This window comes from Pseudomonas sp. MYb13 (assembly GCF_002980075.1).
Taxonomy (GTDB): domain Bacteria; phylum Pseudomonadota; class Gammaproteobacteria; order Pseudomonadales; family Pseudomonadaceae; genus Aquipseudomonas; species Aquipseudomonas lurida.
The window spans coordinates 1-13723 of sequence record NZ_PCQI01000024.1 but is presented as its reverse complement, the minus strand read 5'-3'; the positions used below and the strand labels follow the sequence as shown (position 1 = coordinate 13723).

21 protein-coding genes and 1 pseudogene are annotated in these 13723 nt (G+C 58.0%); 10 read left to right on the top strand and 12 right to left on the bottom strand.

Going from position 1 to position 13723, the window contains the following annotated elements; genetic code table 11:
• Positions 1-100: 100 nt before the first annotated feature.
• Together CQ002_RS26530 and CQ002_RS26525 are read right to left on the bottom strand one after the other, a co-directional pair.
• Positions 101-568: a copper chaperone PCu(A)C gene (locus CQ002_RS26530; RefSeq protein ID WP_034106344.1), complete on the bottom strand. Its 468-nt coding sequence runs from the start codon at positions 566-568 to the stop codon at positions 101-103.
• A complete protein-coding gene (locus CQ002_RS26525) occupies positions 568-1176 on the bottom strand; it encodes an SCO family protein (RefSeq protein ID WP_034106413.1) in 609 nt (202 codons plus the stop codon). Before CQ002_RS26525 ends, CQ002_RS26530 begins: the two co-directional genes overlap by 1 nt.
• Positions 1177-1340: 164 nt before the next feature.
• Here CQ002_RS26525 and CQ002_RS26520 point away from each other — a divergent pair, with 164 nt between their 5' ends.
• The 3 genes from CQ002_RS26520 to CQ002_RS26510 all read left to right on the top strand — a co-directional run bounded on the left by CQ002_RS26520 (position 1341) and on the right by CQ002_RS26510 (position 3102).
• Positions 1341-1724 carry a DUF2946 domain-containing protein gene (locus CQ002_RS26520; RefSeq protein WP_034106342.1) on the top strand — a complete coding sequence of 128 codons (384 nt, stop codon included), beginning with the start codon at positions 1341-1343 and terminating at the stop codon, positions 1722-1724.
• Positions 1725-1786: 62 nt separating this feature from the next.
• A complete protein-coding gene (locus tag CQ002_RS26515; RefSeq protein ID WP_105162428.1) occupies positions 1787-2332 on the top strand; it encodes a putative natural product biosynthesis protein in 546 nt (181 codons plus the stop codon).
• Between the two features lie 284 nt (positions 2333-2616).
• Positions 2617-3102 (top strand): hypothetical protein, encoded by a 486-nt coding sequence (locus tag CQ002_RS26510; RefSeq protein ID WP_052211120.1) that lies wholly within the window; start codon positions 2617-2619, stop codon positions 3100-3102.
• On the opposite strand, the gene CQ002_RS26505 is transcribed toward CQ002_RS26510, so the two are convergent.
• A complete protein-coding gene (locus CQ002_RS26505; protein WP_034106338.1) occupies positions 3091-3369 on the bottom strand; it encodes a hypothetical protein in 279 nt (92 codons plus the stop codon). The genes CQ002_RS26510 and CQ002_RS26505 overlap by 12 nt on opposite strands.
• Before the next feature lie 67 nt (positions 3370-3436).
• Positions 3437-3913: a hemerythrin domain-containing protein gene (locus CQ002_RS26500; protein WP_034106336.1), complete on the bottom strand. Its 477-nt coding sequence runs from the start codon at positions 3911-3913 to the stop codon at positions 3437-3439.
• Between the two features lie 264 nt (positions 3914-4177).
• Between CQ002_RS26500 and CQ002_RS26495 the strand changes: the two genes are divergently transcribed.
• Entirely contained in the window at positions 4178-4384 is a 207-nt protein-coding gene (locus CQ002_RS26495) for a PLDc N-terminal domain-containing protein (protein ID WP_034106335.1), read from the top strand.
• Between the two features lie 62 nt (positions 4385-4446).
• On the opposite strand, the gene CQ002_RS26490 is transcribed toward CQ002_RS26495, so the two are convergent.
• Positions 4447-5007 (bottom strand): type 1 glutamine amidotransferase domain-containing protein, encoded by a 561-nt coding sequence (locus CQ002_RS26490; RefSeq protein WP_098466714.1) that lies wholly within the window; start codon positions 5005-5007, stop codon positions 4447-4449.
• A gap of 201 nt (positions 5008-5208) precedes the next feature.
• On the opposite strand from CQ002_RS26490, the gene CQ002_RS26485 reads away from it, so the two are divergent.
• From CQ002_RS26485 to CQ002_RS26475, 3 genes are read left to right on the top strand one after another with little or no spacing between them, the layout of a single operon-like run.
• Entirely contained in the window at positions 5209-5421 is a 213-nt protein-coding gene (locus CQ002_RS26485; RefSeq protein ID WP_034106331.1) for a hypothetical protein, read from the top strand.
• A 2-nt stretch (positions 5422-5423) separates the two neighbouring features.
• Positions 5424-5855: a hypothetical protein gene (locus tag CQ002_RS26480; protein WP_034106329.1), complete on the top strand. Its 432-nt coding sequence runs from the start codon at positions 5424-5426 to the stop codon at positions 5853-5855.
• Complete coding sequence (locus CQ002_RS26475; RefSeq protein ID WP_105162427.1) at positions 5852-6589, top strand: DUF72 domain-containing protein; 738 nt, start codon at positions 5852-5854, stop codon at positions 6587-6589. Before CQ002_RS26480 ends, CQ002_RS26475 begins: the two co-directional genes overlap by 4 nt.
• Here CQ002_RS26475 and CQ002_RS26470 read toward each other — a convergent pair.
• Positions 6554-7339, bottom strand: coding sequence for a DeoR/GlpR family DNA-binding transcription regulator (locus tag CQ002_RS26470; RefSeq protein WP_034106328.1), 786 nt, complete (start codon positions 7337-7339; stop codon positions 6554-6556). The two genes, CQ002_RS26475 and CQ002_RS26470, sit on opposite strands and share 36 nt — an antisense overlap.
• Before the next feature lie 121 nt (positions 7340-7460).
• On the opposite strand from CQ002_RS26470, the gene CQ002_RS26465 reads away from it, so the two are divergent.
• Positions 7461-8621, top strand: coding sequence for an alpha-hydroxy acid oxidase (locus tag CQ002_RS26465; RefSeq protein ID WP_069077558.1), 1161 nt, complete (start codon positions 7461-7463; stop codon positions 8619-8621).
• 192 nt (positions 8622-8813) lie between these two features.
• Here the strand turns inward: CQ002_RS26465 and CQ002_RS26460 are convergent, their stop codons facing one another.
• Positions 8814-9740 (bottom strand): alpha/beta hydrolase, encoded by a 927-nt coding sequence (locus CQ002_RS26460; RefSeq protein ID WP_034106324.1) that lies wholly within the window; start codon positions 9738-9740, stop codon positions 8814-8816.
• Between the two features lie 162 nt (positions 9741-9902).
• Between CQ002_RS26460 and CQ002_RS26455 the strand changes: the two genes are divergently transcribed.
• Positions 9903-10760 carry an SDR family NAD(P)-dependent oxidoreductase gene (locus CQ002_RS26455; protein WP_105162426.1) on the top strand — a complete coding sequence of 286 codons (858 nt, stop codon included), beginning with the start codon at positions 9903-9905 and terminating at the stop codon, positions 10758-10760.
• An 11-nt stretch (positions 10761-10771) separates the two neighbouring features.
• On the top strand, positions 10772-11359 hold the full coding sequence (locus CQ002_RS26450) for an NUDIX domain-containing protein (RefSeq protein WP_105162425.1): 588 nt from the start codon (positions 10772-10774) through the stop codon (positions 11357-11359).
• A 208-nt stretch (positions 11360-11567) separates the two neighbouring features.
• Here the strand turns inward: CQ002_RS26450 and CQ002_RS26445 are convergent, their stop codons facing one another.
• The 5 genes and pseudogenes from CQ002_RS26445 to CQ002_RS26435 all read right to left on the bottom strand — a co-directional run.
• Positions 11568-11957: a hypothetical protein gene (locus CQ002_RS26445; protein ID WP_105162424.1), complete on the bottom strand. Its 390-nt coding sequence runs from the start codon at positions 11955-11957 to the stop codon at positions 11568-11570.
• Positions 11954-12232 (bottom strand): annotated as a pseudogene (locus CQ002_RS28235) (enterotoxin A family protein); the annotation flags it as partial. The pseudogene CQ002_RS28235 and the gene CQ002_RS26445, both read right to left, overlap by 4 nt.
• The gene (locus CQ002_RS29005) at positions 12202-12360 is read right to left on the bottom strand and encodes a hypothetical protein (protein WP_158260148.1); all 159 of its coding nucleotides are present in this window, start codon (positions 12358-12360) and stop codon (positions 12202-12204) included. The pseudogene CQ002_RS28235 and the gene CQ002_RS29005, both read right to left, overlap by 31 nt.
• 260 nt (positions 12361-12620) lie before the next feature.
• Positions 12621-13004, bottom strand: coding sequence for a hypothetical protein (locus CQ002_RS26440; protein WP_034106320.1), 384 nt, complete (start codon positions 13002-13004; stop codon positions 12621-12623).
• A partial coding sequence (locus CQ002_RS26435; RefSeq protein ID WP_146117488.1) for an RHS repeat-associated core domain-containing protein occupies positions 13001-13723 on the bottom strand: 723 nt, incomplete at its 5' end. The genes CQ002_RS26435 and CQ002_RS26440, both read right to left, overlap by 4 nt.

The following is a 13723-nucleotide window of genomic DNA, read 5'->3' as shown; positions in this document are numbered from 1 at the left end:
GAGCAAACGCCGGAGGAATTGGCGAAGTGTCATTGCCTTTGGACTAGGCCCCGTCGGAGTTCTGTGGTGAGCGGCGCACGCCCGCTCACCACAGCACACCTCAGTGCATCTTACTGTGATCCATTCCATCCAGGCCACGGGCAGGGGCCGTCACGTCAATCGCCTGCTTCTCGCCCTTGGCGTTCTGCACGGTCAGGGTCAGCGGCACCTGGTCGCCTTCCTTGATCTGGCCGGTCAGGCCCATCAGCATCACGTGGTAACCATTGGGGTCAAGGGTCACGGCCTTGCCGGCCGGCAGGGCCACCGAGTCCACCGGGCCCATGCGCATCACGTCGTCCTTCATGCTCATTTCATGGATCTGCACGTCCTTGGCCACCGGCGACGCCACGCTCAGCAGCGTGCTGTCGCTGTCGGCGGTGACGGTCATGAACGCACCGCTGGACGGTTGGCCCGGCACGGTGGCGCGTACCCATGCGTCGGTCACTTGCACCTGGGCACTGGCGTGCGCCGCAAGGCCCAGCAGGGTCATGCCGATGAGGGTGTGCTTGAGGTGTTGAACGGCAGTCATTAGCAGACCTCCATGACGGTGAGCAGGTCTTCTGCGCACTCTTTAGCGGTAAGGGATGCCTGCAGGCCCAGGCGCAGGTTGCCACGGGTGTCGAACACGAAACTGGTGGCGGTGTGGGACAGTGTGTACGTGTCGCCGGCCGGGATCTTTTCATAAAAGATCCCGAATTCCTTGGCCGCCACGGCGATTTCTTCCGGGGTGCCGTACAGCGCTTCAAAGCTGGGGTCGAAGGCCTTGACGTACTTGTCGAGAATCTCCGGCGTGTCGCGTTCCGGGTCCAGGGTGATAAACACCACCTGCATGATTTCGCCGTCGCGGCCCATCAGCTTCTTGGCCTGGGCAGCGCGCGCCAGCGTGGTCGGGCAAACGGCGGGGCACTGGGTAAAACCGAAGAACACCACCGGCATCAGGCCACGGTAGGAGCTCAGGGTGACGGTTTCGCCGTCGGTGTTCTTGAGCTTGAAGGTGCGACCCATGATCTTGTCGCTCAAGTCCTTGCCGTACTTGAAGTTCAGCTTGGGGCTGTAGTCACAGCCGCCCAGCAGGCTGCCCAGGCCCAGCAGGCCCATACCGGTCAGCACTTTGCGGCGGGTGAATAACGTACTCATCAACTGCGCATCCTGTGAAACGCCTGCAGTGCTCTGGATCGAACCATCAGGCTTTGAGGGTGCCAAGTCTACCAACCCTGGCCATGCCACGTAATCTGCGACGTTCTGCCACAGGGGCATGCGGCGCTTCATCCTTTTGCGGCTCTGGTGGTAGAGTCGCCGCCATGAAATTGAGCCACCCTGACCGTTCCCTGATCGCCTGGGCCCTGTACTTCTGCGTGCTGATGAACCTGTTCGTCTGCGGTTTGGGGCATGGGCAGATGATGGGCCAGGCACTCAATGGTATCGGCGGGTCGTTCTGTTCGGTGGACGGCAGCCAGCCGCCACTTTCCGACAAAGGGTTGGGCAGCCCATCCTCCGGCAACATCTCGAACTACTTTACCTGCCCCGTCTGCAACGCCCTGACGGTCGCGTTGGTGTTCCTGGTGGGACTGGCCTGGCTGCTGGGCCTGGAAAAGCCCCCACATCCGGGCCATGAGCGACGCAACAAGGCGCCGCCGCGTTATTCCTGGCCCTCGGCCAACCCCCGCGCTTCCCCTGCATCCTGACGTATGCCCTGGGCCTCCTGAGACCGGGAGGCATTCCATCGTCAAGACTGTGAGTGCGCTTCATGAACCACCTGTTGCCTGCAGGCGCCCGCCGCCTGGTCAGCAAGGCGTCCCGTCGCCTGCACGCCGACCCTGCGCCGCCTGAATACCCCAGCAATTCCCGCAATTTCGTGCACCTGGATGCACGCCTGTTGCCCTATTGGCACACGCTGTTCGATATCTGCCCGGCGCTGCTCAAGCTCGACCCACCCGAGGGCCTGGACCTGTTTCGCAGCTTCATGACCTGGGCCTATCGCAATCGGCCGCCACAGGATTGGACCTATCACCTGCATGTCTGCCGTTGGCTGTTGGGCTCGTCGTACCGATCGCAGATCGACGACGAGCCGATCGAGGCCTTGATGGCAGCGGCAGCCGCGCGTTGGGTCGACACGGATGACAGCCAGGCCCAGGGTGTGGTCCTGGCCTGGCAGGGAGCAACGGTGTTCGACTGGAAGGGGGCTCCGCTGGCGGGCGCCGAACAGCAAGCGTTGCCAGGCTTGGAGTGGGACTTTGCCTGGTGCCCATTGAATGCCCGTGGTGAGTTCAGTCGCTGGTTGCCGGTGCCCTGAGGGGCCGGCGAACCCTCGCGGCAACGTCCGTCACGGCGATCGGGTTTCGGTCGTAGAGCGTCACGGCCGCGTACCAGGCCATGCCGATTTCCTGGGCGAACACCCCTTGGTTGGCGTGCGGCGCCATGCCGCGCCTGTTCGTTGATCGCGGTCAAGGGATGACGCGGCAACAGTTCCCACACTGTGACGAACGTTCTGGAGGAAGACGCCATGCCCTTGTCCCTTGCGCAATTGCTTCGCCGTCGAGACGCGTCTTTTGCGTGTCAGTGCGCGGATCCTGGATCATGGACGATCTGATTCAGCACCGTGTCGTCTGCACCGAAATGATTGCCTTGTCCCAGGCCCTTGGACGGGTGACCGCCGAAGAGGTGTTTTCACCCGTCGATGTGCCAGGTCGCGACATCAGCGTCCTGGACGGCTATGCCCTGCGTGCGGTTGACGTGCCGGAGCTCGGCGGCTATCTGCTGCTGGTCGGACCCGACAGCCGTGATATGCCATTGCAGGCCAGGCAAGCCGCACGGGTATTGACCGGCTCGCCGCTGCCAGCGGGTGCCGACAGCGTGGTGGCCCTGCAGCGCTGCCGAGTGTACGGCCCACGCATCTGGTGCCCGCCGTTGCGCATGGGTGAACACATCAGCAAGCGTGCGCACCTGCTGCAACGCGGGCAGCCTGTGGTGAGCGCCGACAAGCGCTTGGTTGCCTGGGACATCGACCTGCTGGCAGCGGCGGGCTTTCCCCGGATCAAGGTCTACCGATCGTCAACTGCCTGAGCGGGGCTTTTCTTTGCTGGGTTTGTGAGTGTCCGCCGGTTTGGCCGGTTTACTCGGCTGCTTGTCCGTGTCTTCGGTTTTCTTGTCGCTGTCGGAGGGGCTGCTGGGGTAGGTTCCCGGCGGCAGGGCGGAGCCAGGGGCGCTGTCGCTACTCAAGGCGTTGGAGGACGGTTCGGGATTGTCGCCAAATGCGGCGAAAGCGGGGCCGCAGAGCAGGGCTGACAGGCCGACGATGAGCAAAATCCTTTGGGACGATGTGGTCTTCATGACGCAATCCCCTATGGTGTGGGTGTATCAAGAGCCTGGAACAATTCCAGGCTCCGTCAGGCCGCGATCAAGCCGCCATCGACTTGGTCGACTGCAATTTTTTATGCGCCGCCTTCATTGCTTCCATTTCGGCGCCCAACTCTTCAAGCAGCGCTTTACCCAGCAGCTTTTTAGCCTGCGGGAACATCTCGGTTTCTTCTTCCTCGATGTGATGCTCCAACAATTCCTTGACCACTTTGACGCGGCCGGAAAACTCCGTGGTCGAAGGCTCGGTCTGCTTCAGGTCCGGCAGCACGAGCGAGTCGACTGTGCGGTGCTCCTCCTTGGCCTCGTGGTACATGATGTCCTGCTCCTTGCCGCCGGCCTTCCTGAACGCAGGGTAAAGGATTTCCTCTTCCAGTTTGGTATGCAGGCTGATTTCCGCTTCCAGCTTGGCCAGCAGCTCTGTGCGTTTTTTTACTCCGCGCTCGGTGGACTCACTCAATTGAGTCAACAGGGTCTTCACGCGTTCGTGGTCGGCTTTGAGCAGATCAATGGCATTCATGGGTGACACCTCACGGGAACCAAGGGCATGTCGAAATGCACGCCTCGTCCAGTAACGGTTGCATCAGTTGTACCAACTTGAGCTATCGGTGATTCATCAAGTAATTCAAAGGGCTGCGAGGGTAGGGTGGCCATGCCTGTCGTGCAGGTTGCATGGTTGGCGTTGTGGCGCGTTGCATTCCACCACCCCGGGATATTTGCGCAAATTTTAATGAACCCTCGCGGCCGATGCTTGACCTAAGGAATACGACCTAGGAGGTGAAGCATGGAAATTCAATATATCTGGATCGGGCTGGCAGTGGTTCTGCTGCTCTTGGAGTTGTGGGCGATCAATATCGTACTGCGCAGCACCGGGGGCTGGGAGACCAAGGGGCTGTGGCTGGTGGTGCTGATCTTTGTGCCGTTGGTGGGCTTGATAGCCTGGGCGATGTTCGGGCCGAAACGCGAAATGCCAGAGCATCGTAAAAGCTGAAGCATAAGCAGATAAAAAACAGGCGCCCTCGAGGCGCCTGTTTTCGTTCAACGGTCAACTACTCAGCCCGCTACGGCCTTGGCGATTGCCTCATTGAATGCTGGCAGATCGTCCGGTGTGCGCGAAGTGATCAAGGTCCAGCCATTGGCCTTGCACTCCTTGACTTCGGTATCGACCCAGCCGGCAGCGCCGGCGTTTTCCAGATCGATGCGCACGCTCTTGTAGGAGGTGAGCGTCTTGCCTTTGATCACCCCTGCATCGATCAGCGCCCAAGGGCCGTGACAGATGGCAGCCACGGTTTTACCGGCTTTGACGAACTCATTGATGAGCGTTTGTGCCGCCGTATCCTGGCGCAGGGTGTCGGCATTGACGGTGCCGCCGGGGATGACCAGGGCATCGAAATCAGCGCCGGAAACCTCGGACAGTTTCGCGTCGGACTCCACGGTCTTGTCCTTTTCGGTGTCGCCGACAAAGGTCTGGGTGGTGCCACCTTTGCTGGAAGCGTGAGTCACCGTGGCGCCATGACCGCGCAAGGCTTCCAATGGCTTGAGCAGTTCATCGCGCTCGATGCCGGTGTTGGAAGTGATGACCAGAATCTTCTTGCCGTTGAGGTGTGAACTCATGATCGAGTATCTCCTGATGGGTGAGCGAAGGATGGGATATGGGAGAGTTGATCCGGCACGGGCGGCAAAGGTTTAAATTAATTTGCGCTTATTTCTCGGGCGGTTGGCGCGGGCAATTTCCTTGAACTATCCAAACCGGCAAGCCTCTGCTGCTTAAGTGCTCGCCCTTTCTGCGAGCCTTCATTTCACTGGAGACAGACTATGACTGCCGATAAAACCCCTGCACCTATCAGCTCTGAAGAGGCCCAGAAGGGCACTGATAAAGCCACGAAAGGCCACACCCTGGAGCGCCCGAATCCCAAGACCGAAACCGTCGACAAGGTCGTGACGCCGACCTCGATCAAGGAGACTGAGCGCCAGACCGATGCCATCAACGAACAGGCCGCCAAGGCCGAGCGCAAGCTGGGCCACTGAGCATGGCTCGTTCTATCACCGCGTCAGAGTTGGGCATTGAACTCAAGCCCGACGATGACAGCGGCCTGTTCAAGTGGTTTATCGCCAGTTTCCTCATGGGCAAGCGTATCCAGGCACCCATTGCCGCGCAGGCCTATAAGGAAATCGTTGAAGAGCAGGGCCGCGACACGGCGCGCAAGTTGCAACATTGCACGTCGCGCGAGTTGGTGGCCATGCTCGGACGCGCGCATTACGTGCGCTATGACGAAACCACCGCGCAACGCTTGCTCGACCTCAGCGCCAAGTTGAACGCCGAATATGCCGGCAAGATCACTCATATACTCAATGCCAGTGAGAGCCGCGCGGACTTCGAAAAACGCCTGGGGGCATTCGACGGCGTGGGGCCCAAGACCATCGAGATTTTCATGCGCGATGCCGCCAAGGTGCTGTTTTGACAGCAACCTTGTTTGTGGGCTGCGCCGGTTGGAGTTTGCCGCGTGAGCAGTGGCGGGCATTTGCCGCCGAGGGCACGCATTTGCAACGCTATGCTTCGCGCTTCAATGCGGTCGAGATCAACAGTTCGTTCTATCGCCCGCACCTGCCCAAGACGTATGCGCGGTGGGCACAATCGGCGCCGCCAGGCTTTCGCTTCTCGGTCAAGGTGCCCCAACGCATCACCCATGAATTGCGCCTGCAAGGCTGCGAAGCTGCACTCGACGAGTTTCTTGGGCAATGCCGTCAACTGGGCGCCCAACTGGGTTGCCTGCTGGTGCAGTTACCACCTTCGTTGAGCTACGAACCGGGCGTGGCCAACGCTTTTTTCACGGCGCTGCGTCAGTGTTTTGCGGGCGCCGTCGTGCTTGAGCCTCGGCACGCGAGTTGGCTTGCTGCCGAGGGGATGTTGCAGGACCTGCAGATCGTGCGAGTGGCCGCTGACCCGCCGGTGATTGCGTCGGGAGATACTCCCGCCGGTTGGCAAGGTGTGCGTTATTGGCGACTGCACGGAACGCCGCGTATCTATCACAGCGCCTATGGGCCCGAGCGGGTCCAGGCGTATGCGCGCTTGTTGAGCGCGTCCGTTGAGGACGGCATCCCCACCTGGTGCATCTTCGACAACACCGCCAGCGGCCTGGCAACACCTGATGCGCTGTGCCTACTCGACCTCTACCCGCAGCACTTCCAAGCCTAGCTGTTCATACGCCTCCACACTCGGCACATGCCATTCGGTGATCAGCGTGTGGATACGGTTGCATGGCGCCACGACGAAGGGCTCCACGGCACCGAGTTTGTCTGCCATGGTCACCGCCACCACGTGGGACGCGCTGTCGAGCAAGGCTTGTTTGACGGCCACCTCATCAAAATGCAACGAACTGATGCCCACTTGCGGGTGCAGCGCGCACACGCCGGTGAACAGCAAGTCGGCCTTGATGCCCTGGATCAGCCGCACGGTTTCATGACCGCTGGTGGACAGGGTCGCCGGGTTGAGTTGGCCGCCGGCGAGTATCACGGTCACATCGGGATGATCGGCCAAAGCGATGGCAATCATGGGCGACGGCGTGACCACGGTCAGGCGGATGGAGCGCGGCAATGACTGGGCGATCTGCAAAGTGGTGGAACCGGAATCGAACAGCACGATCTGGCCATCTTCTACGCGGTCAGCGGCCAGTCGGGCGAGGTGGCGCTTGGCCTCGTTGGTCTCGCCGACGCGGGTGAAGAAGTCTTTGCCGGTGTCCTTTGGCCGGGGCAGGGCACCGCCGTGTACGCGTTGCAGCAGGCCTGCGGCGGCGAGTTCACCGAGGTCGCGGCGGATGGTGTCCTGGGACACGGCAAAATGGTCCACCAACTCCGAGGCGGTGACTTTACCGTCGCGCTCCAGCAGCAATAGGATCTTCTGTTTGCGCAAAGAAGGCAGGTCGATGGCCTGATGAGTGTTGTGCATGATTGTGCGTCTTTTTGCGTGTTTATGCGAGATTAGTCGCCCGACGATCTAAACGCAATGGCTGGTTGTGCGGCCGGTGGGCGGTTACTCTCAGCATTCAGTTCAGGGAGAGGTGACCTAGATGTCGTTGATTACAACCATCGAAGACTTACGCAAGCTTGCGCAGAAACGTGTCCCACGCATGTTCTACGACTACGCCGATTCCGGCTCCTGGACTGAGAGCACCTACCGGGCCAATGAAAGCGACTTTGCCAGCATCAAATTCCGCCAGCGCGTGGCGCGCAACATCGATGAGCGTTCGATCCGCGCCAGCATGATCGGCCAGGACATGGCCATGCCGGTGGCGCTGGCACCCACCGGCCTGGCAGGCATGCAGCATGCCGATGGCGAGATACTCACCGCGCGCGCCGCTGCCGCGTTTGGCCTGCGCTACACCTTGTCGACCATGAGCATCTGCTCGCTGGAAGACATCGCCGAACACGTTGGCAAGCCCTTCTGGTTCCAGCTGTACGTGATGCGCGACCGCGCCTTCATCGAGCAATTGATCGAGCGCGCCAAGGCAGCCGGTGTGGATGCGTTGGTGTTGACCCTCGACTTGCAGATCCTTGGCCAACGCCACAAGGACCTGATCAACGGCCTGTCGGCGCCGCCAAAACTGACCTTGCCAAATATCCTCAACATGGCCACCAAGCCGCGTTGGGTAATGGGCATGCTCGGCACCCCGCGTCGCGGCTTTGGCAATATCGTCGGGCATGTCAAAGGGGTGGCCGACATGAGTTCGCTATCGTCCTGGACCGCCCAGCAATTCGACCCTCGCCTGAGCTGGGACGATGTGGAATGGATCAAGAAATGCTGGGGCGGCAAATTGATCATCAAGGGCATCCTCGATGTGGAAGACGCACGCCTGGCAGCTAACGCCGGCGCCGACGCATTGGTGGTAAGCAATCACGGTGGTCGTCAGCTGGATGGCGCACCGTCGAGCATCAGCCAATTGCCGGCGATCGTCGCGGCGGTGGGCGAGCGCATCGAGGTGTGGCTTGATGGCGGCATTCGGTCCGGCCAGGATGTGCTCAAGGCGATGGCGTTGGGTGCGAAAGGCACCATGATAGGGCGGCCGCATTTATATGGTTTGGGAGCGATGGGTGAGGCCGGTGTGACCAAGGCGCTCGAGATTATCGCCCGTGAGTTGGACGTGACCATGGCGCTGTGCGGCTATAACGATATACGCACGGTGAATCGCGAGATTTTGTTGCCGGGCACATTTCCAGAAAGCATTTACTGAGCAAAAAAAACGTAAATAATTAAAAAGAGTTGTCCACGAAAACCGTGGGTATCTCTGTGGATAACTTTGCGAAGCCCCGGCAGGGTTGGCGATTTGAGCCAAGATCAATATTTGATCAACTTCTGATCTGGCCCAGCATGGGCTGGGTTTGCGCTTGACAGGCATGCGCGAACCCAGTCCCGAAAAGCGTTTTCAGGAGTCGCCGTTGCGACCTGTGGAGTGCGTGACAACCTGGGCCGGCATCTTCGCTTGCATCAGTTTGTCCAGCGCCTGGCCATAACTGCGACCGGCCAGGCTCATGCTGTTGTTATGGCTGGCGCCGGGCACCAATAACAGCCGCTTGGGTTCCTGGGCGGCTTCAAATAATGCTTGGCTGAAACGCGGCGGCACGTAGCGGTCCTCAAGGCCGTGCACCACCAGCAGCGGCATACGGATGTCGGCAATCTTGTCGATGGAATCGAATTTCTGCGACAACAACCAGCGCACTGGCAACGAGGTATTTGCCACGGCCGTCGCCACATCCGCCAGCGAGGTAAAGGTGGACTCGATCACCAGCCCGCGCACTGGCAACGGTGTCTGCTTGCCCAGCTCGGCAGCCAGGTCGATGGCCACCGCGCCGCCCAGGGAATGTCCGTAGATCAGGCGTTTTTGCGGATCGGGTTGCAGTACCTGGAAACGCTCCCAGGCGACGCGTGCATCCTCGTACACGGTGGTTTCCGACGGCAGCTCGCCGTGGCTCTGGCCGAAGCCGCGATAGTCGATGGCCAGTACTGAATAGCCCAGGGCGTGCAGTTGCTCGATGCGAAACAGTTGCCCGGTCAGGTTCCAGCGCACGCCGTGCAGATAAAGGATTGCCGGTGCGTCCTTGTTGTCCGCCGGGTACCACCAGCCATGAATATTCTGCCCCGATTTGAAACTGGCGGGCTTGAGTTCGAATTCCTGCACGGCCTTGGGCAAGCCGCTGTACCAGCTGGCCGTGCCCGGTTCGATGCGAAACACCAGTTCGCGCTCCTTGTGTTGCAACACAGCGCACCCTACCGGCAGGCCAACGATCAACAGCGCCATGCACAACAGGGGAAACCAGCGCAGGCTCAGGCGCGAGAGAAAACGAGAAGACATGAAGGTTCCAGGAAAAAGGTGAAGCAGCGGTTTTACCAGATGGCTTGCGAGGGCAGGAATTAATTCGACAGCCGTAAATGGGGATTGCTTGCAAAGTGTTACAGCATTGAACAACGCGTACGAGGGTTGTTAGGGTAGGCGGCTGAACAGGAGAGCTAGCACATGGATTTCACAGGCAAAACCGCAATTGTCACGGGCGGCGCACGCGGCTTGGGACTCAGTTACGCACGGGCGCTGGCGCAGGGCGGGGCGCGCGTGGTCATCAGCGATATCGGCGCTGACAATGCGGGTGCGGGCCGCGACGGCTTGGTGGTTCAGGCGGCGGCAGAAGCCTTGCAGGCAGAAGGGCTGACGGTGATCGGGCATGGTGGCGACCTGTCCACCCACGAGGGTTGCCAGCAGTTGATTGCGTTCACCCTCGAGGCCTTCGGGCAACTCGACATCCTGATCCACAACGCCGGCTGGGTGGGTTACCAGAACATCACCGACCTCGATGCCGCGTTCCTGCAACGTGCGATGGGCATCAACCTCTATGCCCCGCTGTGGCTGTGCAAGCACGCCTGGCCGCACCTGCTGCGTTCATCCGCGCCACGCATCATCCTCACCACCTCCGACCGCGCCATGTACGCCCAGTATGAGCAGACCGGCCTGGTGGCCTACAGCGCCGGCAAGATGGCGCAACTGGGCATCATGAACGCGTTGAGCCATGAGGGCTTGGAGGCTGGGATCAAAGTCAACGCGGTCTCGCCGGTCGCCAAGACGCGCATGTGGGGTGTGACCGACGCGCCGGACGAACTGAAGCCGGAATGGGTGACGCCGGGGGTGGTCTTTCTCGCATCCGCGCAGTGCGAGGACACGGGGTACATCCTGCGGGCCAGCAACGGCCAATTCACCGCCACGCGCTTCACGGAAAACCCAGGGGTGCAATACCCCCGTGACCTGGCTCGAATCAAGGCAAGCAATGCGCAAGAGGTCGCTGCTGCCTGGGATCGCATCAAACAACCGCAGGCATTTTCTTGAGAAAACCGAGCATGGACAACAGCCCCGTTCGCATCACCGCCGAAGAGACCCTTTCGGAAAACTGGTACCTGCTGAAAAAATACAGCTTCGACCTGCGCCGCCGTGACGGCAGTTGGCAAGCCCAGACCCGCGAGGTGTACGACCGGGGCAACGGCGCGACTATCCTGCTGTACAACCGCGCACAGCGCACGGTATTGCTGATTCGCCAGTTTCGCATGCCGACGTTCGTCAATGACTACCACGGCTACCTGATCGAGGCCGCAGCCGGGCTGCTGGATAACGCCAGCCCCGAAGAGCGCATTCGCCTGGAAGCCGAAGAAGAGACCGGCTACCGCGTGGGCCACGTGGAGAAGATTTTCGCGGCGTTCATGAGCCCGGGGTCGGTGACGGAGCGGATTCATTTCTTCATGGGCGAATATCAGCCAGGGGACCGCGTGAGTGCTGGCGGCGGCCTGGAGGAGGAGGGCGAAGATATCGAAGTGCTGGAACTGGGCTTTGATGAGGCGTTGGCAATGGTGCAAAACGGCGAGATTGCCGATGGCAAGACCATCATGCTGTTGCAGCACCTGGAATTGCGGATGCTCAAAGAAGGCTGGTGAACCTGCTTATTGTAGTGAGTAGGCTTGACCTGTGCTGGGCTGCAGAGCAGCCCCACAACAGACGATGCCGATTTACCTGAAAACATCCATCGCCTGGACTGGAGCCGCTGCGCACCTAAAGAGGCCAGCCAGTTTTTAAAAGAGGTCAATCTGTTCTTGTGAATCGTTTGTCAGGTTTTCCTCCTCATAGTCAAATATATGAACGGTATTAACTGCGTTGTAGAGAATCAGACCACTTAAGCCGGTAAGCGATCTGTTCATTGATATCGTTTGTGAGGTTGTTTTCTTCGTAATCGAATATACGGACGAGTTCTGCATCGGGGTCGCCCACTGTTACCTCATAAGCAACTACTCCGCTTGACATCTGTGAGACCATTGCGGAAGGGTAAACATTTATTTTTGAGCCCTTACAGAGAAAGGTTATTTCACTAAATTTTCTTATTTTTAATCCAAGGCACGTATATATGTCTGTGTCGGAATATGTTTTTTGCATGCCGTCAGCGAATGTTATGGAAAGCGTTGACGTCGTTCTGTCGAGTTCAAGCGTAGCTGTCTCTCTTTGCGCGTTTTTGATGATGGTGATATCGAGCTTTTTCATGAGTTATTTCTATCTGGGTTGACTAGTGAGTAGCCTTTATGTGTTCCATCATCATGAACGGGTGTGGCGCCTAGAATATCCTTGGTGTCTATACCGTTTGGTATAGCAATTTCATGCTCTTTTTTATAGTCTGAAAAATTGCCTAGCTTTTTGTTGACATCCCGTCTTGGGATTTTTCTTAGGGTGTAAAAATAGCCTTCCTCGAGTCCAAAGGATGTTGCGAACATCAGCCTTTGCTCTCGTACTACTGATGTGCTGACAAAATTGCTTGGTGGGCTCGCATTATTTGCGTGTGCAAGTAAAGGTTTGTACTTTTTCCTCTGCTATTAAAGCCGGTTTCAAATATTTCGTCTGGGTGTCTTGAGTCTCCTCGATATAAATATGCTTGCTTTTTACTTGACACTGGTAGCGAGGAAATACCCTCGTCTACCGTTACCTGTGTGTTTGGATTTTCTGTGGTTGTGTGTGACTTACAGCTATTCGCATTCGGGCACGTGCTTAAGCCTAATGGGTCTATCCATCCTGTGGGATTGAGCACGTACTGGTAAGCATTGATCCCTCCCGCCAACTTCGCCGGGTCCGGCGTCAGTGAGTGTAACGCTTTAGAGTAGAGGGGCCGGGCAGTCGTCAACGTCTAATGAGTTCAGGGCCTCTAAAGTGTGTTTATTTATGTTTCAAGTGAGTGTCGGTTTTTATGGTGTTGGCGTCTTCCTGATATTTCTTAAGGCAGTTGAGCAGTGTTTTCATGAAGCCCCTCTTGTCAATTATATTGTCTTCAAAGTAGGTGTCGAATAAATAAAAGACAGATTCAAAATCGTTGTTTGCGGATAGGAAGTGCTGAATGGTTTCGATGAACCACTCTTGCTCGTCCTCTCTGTATGAAAGAAAGTCTGGCTTTGTCAGTTCGTCAAAAAGCTCTGAAAGTTCAGTTTCATTGTTTATGTCTTTTGAGACTATTATTTCTTCTCGTTTCAGATCCTTGGTGTTTTCTATGCTGTAGGTGAATAGCAGGCCTTGAAGTATTTCTAAGTCTGGTTTTTTGTTCATTTGTCAAACTCCGAGTAGACAGTTATCGGCTGGCCATCAGTATTTAAATGTACAACTGCCTTTGTTTGTTTTCCATAGGTCATTCTGTCTCTTTTATACCCTTCGCCGACTATTTTCCCCATGTGCATTGGTTTTGACGCTAAAGATCGACCATTAAGTTTGAAGATCAAAATTGCTCGATCAATCGCATTGAGCTGATCTCGGTGGCTCAAAAAGTGCGTAGCTGCACTGGGAGGCCGTGGTTCTCCCGTTCTTCTCCCCCTGTCGAAGGTTTCAATTTCCCCTGTGGTAGGGTTTCTAGCGGTCTTTACCCGCTCCAGTTGAGATTCTAGTGACGTTTGGGCGCCGTGCTTTTCTAAAAAGTGCGCCCCCGGAATTGATGCCTCGAGCTCCGATAAACGCCGATGAGCATTTGATTCGGCAAGCACATCTATTTTTGCCTGTCTTTCCGCGCGAATCACTTGCGGTAACGCAGGCTCTCCGTGATCAGCGCTCTTTGTTGGATTCTGAGCGTTGGTACTTGGTTTGCAGCCATCTCCACCTGGGCACGAGCTTAGACCCGACGGGTCTACCCATCCTGTGGGATTGGGCACGTACAGGTACGCATTGATCCCACCCGCCAACTTCACCGGGTCCGGCGTGAGGTAACGACCAACATCCGGATTGTAGTAGCGATGGCGGTTGTAGTGCAGTCCGCTTTCTTGATCGAAGTATTGGCC

Coding starts and splice junctions, on each gene's coding strand:
- CQ002_RS26530 (WP_034106344.1), bottom strand. CDS start 568: ATGACTGCCGTTCAACACCTCAAGCACACCCTCATCGGCATGACCCTG.
- CQ002_RS26525 (WP_034106413.1), bottom strand. CDS start 1,176: ATGAGTACGTTATTCACCCGCCGCAAAGTGCTGACCGGTATGGGCCTG.
- CQ002_RS26520 (WP_034106342.1), top strand. CDS start 1,341: ATGAAATTGAGCCACCCTGACCGTTCCCTGATCGCCTGGGCCCTGTAC.
- CQ002_RS26515 (WP_105162428.1), top strand. CDS start 1,787: ATGAACCACCTGTTGCCTGCAGGCGCCCGCCGCCTGGTCAGCAAGGCG.
- CQ002_RS26510 (WP_052211120.1), top strand. CDS start 2,617: ATGGACGATCTGATTCAGCACCGTGTCGTCTGCACCGAAATGATTGCC.
- CQ002_RS26505 (WP_034106338.1), bottom strand. CDS start 3,369: ATGAAGACCACATCGTCCCAAAGGATTTTGCTCATCGTCGGCCTGTCA.
- CQ002_RS26500 (WP_034106336.1), bottom strand. CDS start 3,913: ATGAATGCCATTGATCTGCTCAAAGCCGACCACGAACGCGTGAAGACC.
- CQ002_RS26495 (WP_034106335.1), top strand. CDS start 4,178: ATGGAAATTCAATATATCTGGATCGGGCTGGCAGTGGTTCTGCTGCTC.
- CQ002_RS26490 (WP_098466714.1), bottom strand. CDS start 5,007: ATGAGTTCACACCTCAACGGCAAGAAGATTCTGGTCATCACTTCCAAC.
- CQ002_RS26485 (WP_034106331.1), top strand. CDS start 5,209: ATGACTGCCGATAAAACCCCTGCACCTATCAGCTCTGAAGAGGCCCAG.
- CQ002_RS26480 (WP_034106329.1), top strand. CDS start 5,424: ATGGCTCGTTCTATCACCGCGTCAGAGTTGGGCATTGAACTCAAGCCC.
- CQ002_RS26470 (WP_034106328.1), bottom strand. CDS start 7,339: ATGCACAACACTCATCAGGCCATCGACCTGCCTTCTTTGCGCAAACAG.
- CQ002_RS26465 (WP_069077558.1), top strand. CDS start 7,461: ATGTCGTTGATTACAACCATCGAAGACTTACGCAAGCTTGCGCAGAAA.
- CQ002_RS26460 (WP_034106324.1), bottom strand. CDS start 9,740: ATGTCTTCTCGTTTTCTCTCGCGCCTGAGCCTGCGCTGGTTTCCCCTG.
- CQ002_RS26455 (WP_105162426.1), top strand. CDS start 9,903: ATGGATTTCACAGGCAAAACCGCAATTGTCACGGGCGGCGCACGCGGC.
- CQ002_RS26450 (WP_105162425.1), top strand. CDS start 10,772: ATGGACAACAGCCCCGTTCGCATCACCGCCGAAGAGACCCTTTCGGAA.
- CQ002_RS26445 (WP_105162424.1), bottom strand. CDS start 11,957: ATGAAAAAGCTCGATATCACCATCATCAAAAACGCGCAAAGAGAGACA.
- CQ002_RS26440 (WP_034106320.1), bottom strand. CDS start 13,004: ATGAACAAAAAACCAGACTTAGAAATACTTCAAGGCCTGCTATTCACC.